Annotated in this window: 10 protein-coding genes; 8 read left to right on the top strand and 2 right to left on the bottom strand. The window is 66.2% G+C overall.

Annotation, left to right across the window (positions count from 1 at the left end; all coding sequences use genetic code 11):
- From AC07X4_RS18535 to AC07X4_RS18510, 6 genes are all read left to right on the top strand, one after another.
- Positions 1–640: TolC family protein (locus tag AC07X4_RS18535; RefSeq protein WP_494740908.1), on the top strand; the 640-nt coding region annotated here is incomplete at its 5' end.
- A 1-nt stretch (position 641) separates the two neighbouring features.
- Positions 642–2,024 (top strand): multicopper oxidase family protein, encoded by a 1,383-nt coding sequence (locus AC07X4_RS18530; protein ID WP_494740907.1) that lies wholly within the window; start codon positions 642–644, stop codon positions 2,022–2,024.
- A 14-nt stretch (positions 2,025–2,038) separates the two neighbouring features.
- Positions 2,039–2,545, top strand: coding sequence for a cupredoxin domain-containing protein (locus AC07X4_RS18525; RefSeq protein WP_494740906.1), 507 nt, complete (start codon positions 2,039–2,041; stop codon positions 2,543–2,545).
- 16 nt (positions 2,546–2,561) lie between these two features.
- On the top strand, positions 2,562–3,110 hold the full coding sequence (locus tag AC07X4_RS18520; protein WP_494740905.1) for a DUF411 domain-containing protein: 549 nt from the start codon (positions 2,562–2,564) through the stop codon (positions 3,108–3,110).
- Positions 3,107–3,478, top strand: coding sequence for a copper-binding protein (locus AC07X4_RS18515; RefSeq protein WP_494740904.1), 372 nt, complete (start codon positions 3,107–3,109; stop codon positions 3,476–3,478). The genes AC07X4_RS18520 and AC07X4_RS18515 overlap by 4 nt, the downstream gene beginning before the upstream one ends.
- Before the next feature lie 77 nt (positions 3,479–3,555).
- The gene (locus AC07X4_RS18510; protein WP_494740903.1) at positions 3,556–4,563 is read left to right on the top strand and encodes a P1 family peptidase; all 1,008 of its coding nucleotides are present in this window, start codon (positions 3,556–3,558) and stop codon (positions 4,561–4,563) included.
- Positions 4,564–4,700: 137 nt separating this feature from the next.
- On the opposite strand, the gene AC07X4_RS18505 is transcribed toward AC07X4_RS18510, so the two are convergent.
- Positions 4,701–5,081: a tautomerase family protein gene (locus AC07X4_RS18505; RefSeq protein WP_444824330.1), complete on the bottom strand. Its 381-nt coding sequence runs from the start codon at positions 5,079–5,081 to the stop codon at positions 4,701–4,703.
- A gap of 84 nt (positions 5,082–5,165) precedes the next feature.
- Here AC07X4_RS18505 and AC07X4_RS18500 point away from each other — a divergent pair, with 84 nt between their 5' ends.
- A complete protein-coding gene (locus tag AC07X4_RS18500) occupies positions 5,166–6,023 on the top strand; it encodes a LysR family transcriptional regulator (RefSeq protein ID WP_108499329.1) in 858 nt (285 codons plus the stop codon).
- Between the two features lie 302 nt (positions 6,024–6,325).
- On the top strand, positions 6,326–7,915 hold the full coding sequence (locus AC07X4_RS18495) for a methyl-accepting chemotaxis protein (protein ID WP_494740902.1): 1,590 nt from the start codon (positions 6,326–6,328) through the stop codon (positions 7,913–7,915).
- Between the two features lie 39 nt (positions 7,916–7,954).
- Here the strand turns inward: AC07X4_RS18495 and AC07X4_RS18490 are convergent, their stop codons facing one another.
- The gene (locus AC07X4_RS18490; RefSeq protein WP_494740901.1) at positions 7,955–9,538 is read right to left on the bottom strand and encodes an EAL domain-containing protein; all 1,584 of its coding nucleotides are present in this window, start codon (positions 9,536–9,538) and stop codon (positions 7,955–7,957) included.
- Between the last annotated feature and the right edge of the window lie 8 nt (positions 9,539–9,546).

Raw genomic sequence — 9,546 nt, 5'->3', positions numbered from 1 at the left:
CGCCACCCCCTTGCCCGCAGGCGGTATCGAAGCCACCGCCCTGCGCGAGCGGCTGGATGTGCAGGCCGCGCGCCGCCAGCTCGACACCCAGGCCACGCGCCAGGGCTGGAGCCGCGCTAGCGCCTTGTTTGGCGACATTGGCCTGGCGTACAGCCGCAACACCGCAACCGAGCGCGCCACCGGCAGCAGCGACATCAAGCGCGGCTGGGAGATCGAACTGCCGCTGCCCCTGTTCGACTGGGGCGGCGCAGCCCGTACCCGCGCCCAGGCCGAGGTGGAGCAAAGCGCCGCCCAGCTGCAAGACACCGCCGTGCGCGCCCGCAGCGAGGTGCGCGCCGCCTGGCTCACCTACCGCACGGCCCTCGACCTGGCGCGCCAGCAGCAGGCTGAAGTGGTGCCCCTGCGCCAGCTCGTCGCCGACGAAACCACGCTGCGCTACAACGGCATGCTGGCCAGCGTGTGGGACATGCTGGCCGAAGCACGCAACAGCACGCAGGCCGTGGCCAACGCCATCGAAGCGCAGCGCGACTTCTGGCTGGCCGAGACCGACCTGCAACTGGCGCTGACGGGCACCTCGCCCGGCGCACTGCAGGGCCTCACCTCCGGCGCCGCAGCCTCCACCACCCCACAAGGCCACTGACATGAACCGCCGCAATTTCTTTTCTGGCGCCGCCACGGCCGTGGCCGCAGCCTCCGTCAGCCGCGTGGCCCTGGCCGCGCTGCCCGAGCCCGCCACACAGTCCAGCGCCGACACCGCGCCACCGCTGCACCCGCCCACCGGCCGCCCCTACAACCCCGTGGTCACCCTGAACGGCTGGACCGCCCCATGGCGCATGAACGCGGGCGTCAAGGAGTTCCACCTGGTGGCCGAGCCCGTGGTGCGTGAGGTGGCGCCCGGCTTCATGGTCAACATGTGGGGCTACAACGGCCAGAGCCCCGGCCCCACCATCGAGGTGGTCGAGGGCGACCGCGTGCGCATCTTCGTCACCAACCGCCTGCCTGAGCACACCACCATCCACTGGCACGGCCAGCGCCTGCCCAACGGCATGGACGGCGTCGGCGGCCTCACCCAGCCTGCCATCCAGCCCGGCAAGACCTTCGTGTACGAGTTTGTGGCGCGCCGCCCCGGCACCTTCATGTACCACCCGCATGCCGACGAGATGGTGCAGATGGCCATGGGCATGATGGGCCTGTGGATCACCCACCCCAAGGGCAGCCATCCGCAGATCGCCAAGGTGCAGCGCGACTACGCGTTTCTGCTCAACGCCTTTGACGTGGAGCCCGGCAGCATGACCCCCAAGGTCAACACCATGCTGGACCACAACATCTGGTGCTGGAACAGCCGCGTGTTCCCTGCCATCAGCCCGCTGGTGGCGCGCCAGGGCGAGCGCGTGCGCATCCGCGTGGGCAACCTCACCATGACCAACCACCCCATCCATCTGCATGGGCACGAGTTTGAAGTGACCGGCACCGACGGCGGCCCCGTGCCCAAGAGCGCGCGCTGGCCGGAGGTGACCACCGACGTGGCCGTGGGCCAGATGCGGCAGGTGGAGTTCATCGCCGACGAGCCGGGCGACTGGGCCCTGCACTGCCACAAGAGCCACCACACCATGGGCGCCATGGGGCACTCCGTGCCCACCATGATCGGCGTGGACCACCGCGGCCTGGTCGGCAAGATCCAGAAGATCGTGCCCGACTACATGGTGATGGGCGAGCGCGGCATGGCCGATATGGGCTCCATGGAGATGCCGCTGCCCGACAACACCTTCCCGATGATGACCGGCACCGGCCCCTTCGGCCCGCTGGAGATGGGCGGCATGTTCACCACCCTCAAGGTGCGCGCTGACCAACCCGCAGACAGCTATGCCGACCCCGGCGACTTCAGGCAGCCACGTGGCACCCAGGCCTTTGAATGGCAAGGCGCCCCGGCCGCCACACCACGCCCTGCACGCACCGACACCCCGGGCACGGCCCCGGGCGCGGCCAATGCACGCAAGCCCGCTGCCAGCGGCCACCAACATTGATGCCAATGATCACCATGAACACTATTAAATTCATAGCTGCCTGGGCAATGTGCACTAGCGCATTCGGCACTTTTTCTGCCTATGGGCATGAAAACATGCCCCACCGCACCTCCACAGCCCCCGTGGCCAAAGAGCAAAAAGACTGGGGCATTGCAGGCGATGCCCAGCAGGTGCGCCGCACGATCACCGTGCGCATGGGCGACGACATGCGGTTCAGCCCCCGCCACATCGAGGTGCGCGAGGGCGACACCGTGCGGCTGCGTGCCGAGAACCAAGGCAAGGTGCTGCACGAGATCGTGATCGGCACCAAGGCCGAGCTGGACCAGCACGCGGAGCTGATGAAAAAACACCCCGGCATGGAGCACGACGAGCCCTACATGGCCCATGTGGCAGCGGGCAAGCAGGGCGACATCGTGTGGCACTTCAACCGCGCAAGCAGCTTTGACTTTGCCTGCCTCATCCCCGGCCATTACCAGGCCGGCATGACCGGCACCATCACCGTGCTGCCTCGCCATCCATAACGCCAGGAGAAACACCATGACCCTCCAACGCCCTCGGGCTGCATCCGCATCCATGACCGCGCTCCCCAGCCCTGCCCGCCGCCAATGGCTGGCCACCACTCTGCCTCTGCTGGGCGCGGGGTTGGCCGTCGCTTTGCTGCCAGTTGGGTCCCGCGCCGCCGCCAACACGCCCACACCGCTGGAGGTGTGGAAAGACCCCAACTGCGGATGCTGCCAGGACTGGGTGGACCACATGCAAGCCAACGGCTTTGCCGTGAAGGTGCATGCCACCGGCAACAACGCCGTGCGCGCCCGCCTGGGCCTGCCGCCAAAGCTGGGTTCGTGCCACACCGCGCTGGTGGGCGGCTACCTGGTGGAAGGCCACGTGCCCGCCAGCGATGTGCGCAAGCTGCTGCAGCAAAAGCCCAAGGCCCTGGGCCTGGCCGTGCCGGGCATGCCCGTGGGCTCGCCAGGCATGGACGGCGCCGTGTATGGCGACCGGCGCGACCCGTACGACGTGCTGCTGGTAGCGCACGACGGCAGCACGCGCATCTTCAACAGCTACAACAAAAAGGCATCCACATGACCCAGCACCTCTTCTCCATCCCGCTGGCTGCCGCCCTGCTTGTCCTGGTTGCAGGGCCCGCCCTGGCGCAGGCGCCTGCAGGGGCTGCCGCAGACAGCCACAGCAGCCACCACCCCGCCGCCACCGCACCGTCCGCGCCACCGGCGGATCTGAGCGAAGGCGAAATCACCCGCTGGGACCTGCGCACCCTGCGCCTGACCCTCAAGCATGGCGAGATCAAGAACCTGGAGATGCCGCCCATGACCATGGTGTTCCGCGTGGCGGACGCCGGTGTGGTGGGCGACCTGAAACCCGGCGACAAGGTGCGCTTTCGGGCCGAACAGGTCAGCGGTGCCTACCACGTCCAATGGATCGAGAAAGCGCCCTGACGCGACTCCACGTGCAGCGCCAGGGCCCTGATGCTGCGCAACTGTCGCCCGGCCCCAGGGCACCATAATCACCAGCCATGAGTTCTCCACACGCAATGGCTGGCGACGCTGGCAGCATCACCCGCGTGGCCGGCATCGAGGTCGGCCACTTCACCGAAACCCGCCGCCCCACGGGCTGCACCGTCATCATCACCCGCGAGGGCGCCGTGGCCGGAGTGGATGTGCGGGGTGCAGCCCCCGGCACGCGCGAGACGGATTTGCTCCACCCCTCCAACCTGGTGGACAAGGTGCACGCCATCATGCTCGCGGGCGGCAGCGCCTGGGGGCTGGACGCCGCCACCGGCGCCGTGCGCTGGCTTGAAGAGCGCGGCGTGGGTTTTGACGTGGCCGTGGGCCGCCTGCCCATCGTGCCCGCCGCGGTGCTGTTCGACCTGCTGGTGGGCGACATGCGCATCCGCCCCGATGCGGCAGCGGGCTACGCGGCATGCGAGGCAGCATCCACCGCCGACCCGGCCGAAGGCAACGTGGGCGCGGGCACCGGCGCGGCGCTGGGCAAGATCTTCGGCATCCAGCGTGCCATGAAGGGCGGCATCGGCACCGCCTCGGTCACCGTGGACGGGGTCACAGTGGGCGCGCTCATCGCCTGCAATGCGCTGGGCGACGTGATCGACCCGGACACCGCCCAAGTCATTGCCGGAGCCCGCACCGACGACGGCCTGCGCCTGCGCGACACACGCCGCGCCCTGCTGCGCGGCGACCCGCCCCAGCCCCTGCTGGCGGGCACCAACACCACCATCGGGGTGGTCGCCACCGATGCGGTCATCACCAAGGTGCAGGCCCATCGCCTGGCCGTGGCCGCGCACGACGGGCTGGCACGCAGCATCAACCCCGTGCACACCATGTCGGACGGCGACACCCTCTTCAGCCTGGGCACGGGCCGCAGCGGCAAGAGCCCGGGCATGATGGTGCTGGCCACCATGGCGGCCGAGGCCACAGCCATCGCCACGGCGCGGGCAGCACGGGCTGCGCGCGCCATCACTACCGCCGAGGGGTTGTACCTGCCCTCGGCCGCCGATCTGGGCTGAAGCGCAAAAATCGGCATGCGCCACGCAGATGGTGCGTGGCGTCTCCTTCCCGTTGGCATCGGCTGGCGTTGACTGGCGTCTGTTGCCGGCTTCGCCCCATGTCCTGGAGCTGGCGGTTTCTGCCCCCGCGCCAGCCCTCAGGCGTATTGCGCCAGCCCGTGGCCGAAGGACCAGTTCTCCTTGGCCACCTCAACAATGTTCACGAATACATCTTCCGGCCTGAGGCCTGGGCTTTCGCCCAGAAGCTGGGCGATGCGCTGAAACAGCGCCTTCTTCTGCTCCAGCGTGCGTGTGTTGTTCGCAGTGATCTGGATGAACACCACATCGTCGCTGCGTGCCACACCCAGGTACGACGGGCTGTAGCGGAAATTCGCGGCATCGTGCTCGGTCAGGGTCATGAACTGATCGTCCTCGGGCACATTGAAGGTCTCGCGCATGGCGCGGTACAGCGTGTCGAAAATCGCTTGCCGGTAGGCAACGGGCTTGCCGGCACGCATGGCAATGTGGATGAGCGGCATGGAGGGTCCTTTTGTGAAAAAGCTGGTGCCATGCTATCCATATTGATATGCTATTGATACTTATATCAACAATAACAAAAACATATCATGCAACGCCCTCTGGATCTGGATGCCGTCGAGGCTTTTGTCCGTGTTGCCGAGCTGGAGAGCTTTACCCGAGCAGCCGAGGCCATGCAGACCAGCCAGGCCGCTGTGAGCCTCAAGCTCAAGCGGCTGGAGGACCGGCTGGGCTGCCGGCTGCTGGAGCGTACCCCCCGGTATGTGGAACTGTCAGCGCAGGGAGCCGCCTTCCTGGACCATGGCCGCGCACTGCTTGCTGCACATGAGCGTGCTCTGGCTGCGCTGGGTGAAGCACCGCAGCGTTTGGCCATCGGCATCAGTGACCACGTCGCCGGGCCTGAACTGCCCGCACTGATTGCTCGCATGAACGCACAAGACCCTCAGCTGTTGATCGACATCCGGATCGGCTCGTCGGGCGACCTGCTGCAAAGCTTTGACCGGCGCGAACTCGACGCGGCCATGGTCCGCATGCATGCCGGGCGCAGCGATGGCGAAGTGCTGGCCGAAGAGCGATTTGGCTGGTTTGCCGCGCCTCACTGGCAGCACCGCGCTGGTTCCACCCTGCCGCTGGCCACCCTGGCAGAGCCCTGCGGTGTGCGTGCGATGGCTGGAAAACTGCTGGATGCGGCCGCCATCCCCTGGCGCGAGGTGTTTGTGGGCGGCGGCGTGGCGGCAGTGTCCGCAGCCGTTGTTGCAGGGCTGGGCGTAGCCGCACTGGCACCCCGCATGTTGCCCTGGGGCGCGGTGGACGTAGGTGCCCGGCTTGGGCTTCCTGCACTGCCAAGCCTGCCGGTGGTGCTTCACAGCCGGGCCCCGGATGGCCGACCCAGTGATGCCATTGCAGCACTGTCTGCCGCATTCAGAAGTGCGGTGCGCGGTTAGGGCAGGTCACGCCCGCCCTCGCTTACCCCTGCACAAGCAGGGTGCCCAGCGCGCCTTTCGCACCTTTCGGTCAAAAACTTCTTGACGCGCGCCGGAACCCCCAGAAGATCAGGGCCTGTGCACCATCGTGCGCCCAAGGCGGCGGCTGCGCACCGCCGCATCGATATCGCCAGAACGCCGCAGGGTGGCGGTGGCAACGTGTTGCGCCCCACGTTGCGAAAAGGTAAACACCGGTTTCCTGCCGCTCCTGCGTGCTCCGAAAAAGCGCCTCATCCCGTATCACCAGCTGGAGGGTCCATCGCATGAATGTCCTGCAGAACCTGAGCATCAAGACGCGTCTTGGTATTGGATATGTTGTCCTGACCTGTGCACTGATCCTGGTCGCCATCATGGGTATCCGTGGCGAGTCCATGACACAGGAGAGCCTGGACAACCAGGTCAATCACCTGAACGTGATCAAAAGCCTGGGCAACCGGGTGCTGGATACAGCCAATGCGAGGGCCGTGTCTGCCCGCAACCTGGTGATCGCGGGCTCCAAGGAAGATGCCGACGCGGAAACACGTCGCATTGGAATCGCACATGAAGGCATGGGCAAGGCACTCCAGGGAGTCGAAGATGCCCTCAAGGTCGGCCCGCCTGAAACCGCCCCCCTCAACAAGCTGCTGGCCCAGATCAAGAACACCGAAGCGGCCTATGGCCCCGTGGCGCTGGAGATCACCCGACTGGGGAGCCAAGGGGAAAAAGATGCGGCGATCAAGAAAATCAACGAGCAATGCCGCCCCCTGCTGACCAGGCTGGTGGCCGACATCGAAGCCTTCCTGGCCGAGAGCGACGCCATCAGCAAACGTGCCAGCCAGGAATCGATGCGCCAGTTTGAATCGCTGCGGCTACAGCTGATCTTGCTCAGCGTGGCCATGGTGGTGTTTGCCTGCGTGCTGGGTGTGGCCACCACCCGCTCCATCGTCCGGCCCCTGAACGAGGCAAGCCAGGCGACGCGGGAGTTTGCGCGGGGCAACCTGGCCACCCCACTGGTGGCGCAGGGCAAGAACGAAATTGCTTCGGTAGTCACTTCGATGGAAGCCATGCGGCTGAGTCTTTCCAACCTGGTGGCAGGGGTGCGCCAGGGATCAGAAAGCGTATCGACCGCCAGCGCCGAGATCGCGCAAGGCAACCACAACCTGTCGATGCGCACGGAACAACAGGCTAGCGCGCTGCAGCAAACCGCTGCCTCCATGGAGCAACTGGGCTCCACCGTGAAGCAGAACGCAGACAACGCGATCCATGCCAACCGCCTGGCGCATTCAGCGTCGACCGTTGCGCAACAAGGCGGTGACGTGGTGGCCATGGTGGTGGCCACCATGAAGGACATCAACGACTCCAGCCGCAAGATCAATGACATCATCAGCGTGATCGACGGCATTGCATTCCAGACCAACATCCTGGCGCTGAACGCGGCCGTGGAGGCTGCCCGTGCCGGTGACCAGGGGCGGGGCTTTGCCGTGGTGGCCAGCGAGGTGCGCAACCTGGCCCAGCGCAGCGCGGCTGCGGCAAAGGAGATCAAGCAGTTGATCACGGAAAGTGTCGGCCGCGTGGAACACGGCACGGCTCTCGTGGACAAGGCCGGCCACACCATGACAGAGGTGGTTGCCAGCATACGCAACGTCACCCACCTCATGGGGGAGATCAGTGCTGCCAGCTCTGAGCAAAGCTCGGGGGTCACGCAGGTGAGCGAGGCCGTCACGCTGATGGACCAGGCCACGCAGCAGAATGCGGCCCTTGTGGAGGAGATGGCTGCTGCTGCATCCAGCCTGCGTGGGCAGGCCGATGACCTTGTGAGTGCTGTGGCGGTGTTTCGTATTCACGGCAGCGGATCGGCGCTGCTGATCAAGTAGCGTCCCCCATCCCCTGCCGCGCCATCCAACAGGGCGGGATCAATCTTGCGCCGAGCCACGTGGTGAAACGGCTGGCTGCGGGCGCATGCCGGCCAGCAGATCTTTCAGCGGCATGGCACGGGCAAACTTCCAACCCTGGGCCTGGCGCACACCCCGGGCAATCAGGAAGTCCACCTGGTCCTGAGTCTCGACGCCCTCGGCAATCAGTGCCAGCTTGAGCATGTGGGCCATTTCGATGATGTGGGTAGTCACCGGGCTGATGGCGGCTTGCGCGCCGATGCTGGCGATGAAGATGCGATCAATCTTGAGGGTGTCGATGTCGATGGACTCCAGCATGGACAGGCTGGAGTAACCCGTACCGAAGTCATCCAGCGCAATCGATGCACCGATCTGCCGAGCAGCCTGCAGCGCGGGCCGTGCAGCCTCGATGTCCACCAGCCCGCGCTCGGTGACCTCCAGCATGAGCGCGCCCAGCGGCATCTCCATGGCGCTGAAGCGCCGCTGCAGGTACTGCACGGGTCCGTCGGCCACCAGATCCTGGGGCGAGAGGTTCAAACTCACATGAAAACCCGGGCGTACCTTGAGCATCTCGGGCAAGTCGGCCAGCACCACATCCATCACGTACCGCGTGATGTGCACGATCACCCCGGCCTTCTCCGCTTCTGCAATGAATTCATCCGGGGGCACCAGGGTGCCGTTGCGGCGACGCCAGCGCAGCAGAGCCTCCGCCCCCACCCACTGGCCGGTTTCCAGATCCACGATGGGCTGATAGAGCACGAAGAACTCGCGCCGACGCAGGGCCGCCCGCAGTCTGACGCGGGGCGACAACTGCCACCGGGTGAGCATCGCCACGCCCAGCGCAAACAGGGCACTGGCCACCAGCCCCAGGGGTGCCAGGATCAGCGCCTGGGCCTTGAGCCCTTCGTGGGCCAGCGCCTTGGGAGCCGCCGCGACCGCCGCCACATTGTTTTCCTTCGACACCCGGAAGACGATGTAGTGGGTCTCGCTTTCAGCCACGTTGTTCACATGGGGCGTGTAGAGGTTCAGCCACTCGGTATCCAGCGGACCTTTGGACCGGATCAGCGCCCGGGGCGTGCTGATCAGAAGCCCCAGCGCGACATCCGCATGAAACACAGGCATGTCAATCACGATGCCCGGGTGAATGATCACCGCATGGCCGTTGCGGGCGTAGATGTTGAAAGGCTGCTCCGGGGCAAAGGGCAGGCGGGCGCCAATCCAGGTGGAGATACCCGTCGAGGTGACCATGTGGTTGCCGGTGAGCGGTACCACCTCATTGCCCGTGGTGAGCGTGCTGCAGACCAGCGCTCCATCCCTCACCGCCCCCATGCCCTGCAGATAGAACGAGGTGCCCACCAGCTGCTGCATGCGTGTGAGGCTGGCCTGGCTGCAAGCGGGGTGCGGATCTCCGTCCAGATCGTTGAGCGCCGCCACCAGCTGCTGGCGCGAGGCCACGCCGCGTCGCAGCACCTCGTCCGCCAACGAGGTCAGATAGGCGACCTGGTCTTCCTTGGCCTGGCGGTGGGCCACCCACAGGGACGCAGCAATGGGGATGAGCGCCGCCAGCAGCAGTGGGATGGAGGCAACGACATAGAAGCGTTTCATCGGACACG

The organism is Acidovorax sp. GW460-11-11-14-LB4 (assembly GCF_059423685.1).
The sequence above is the reverse complement of the archived record's forward strand: the minus strand, read 5'-3'. Positions and strand labels throughout refer to the sequence as shown.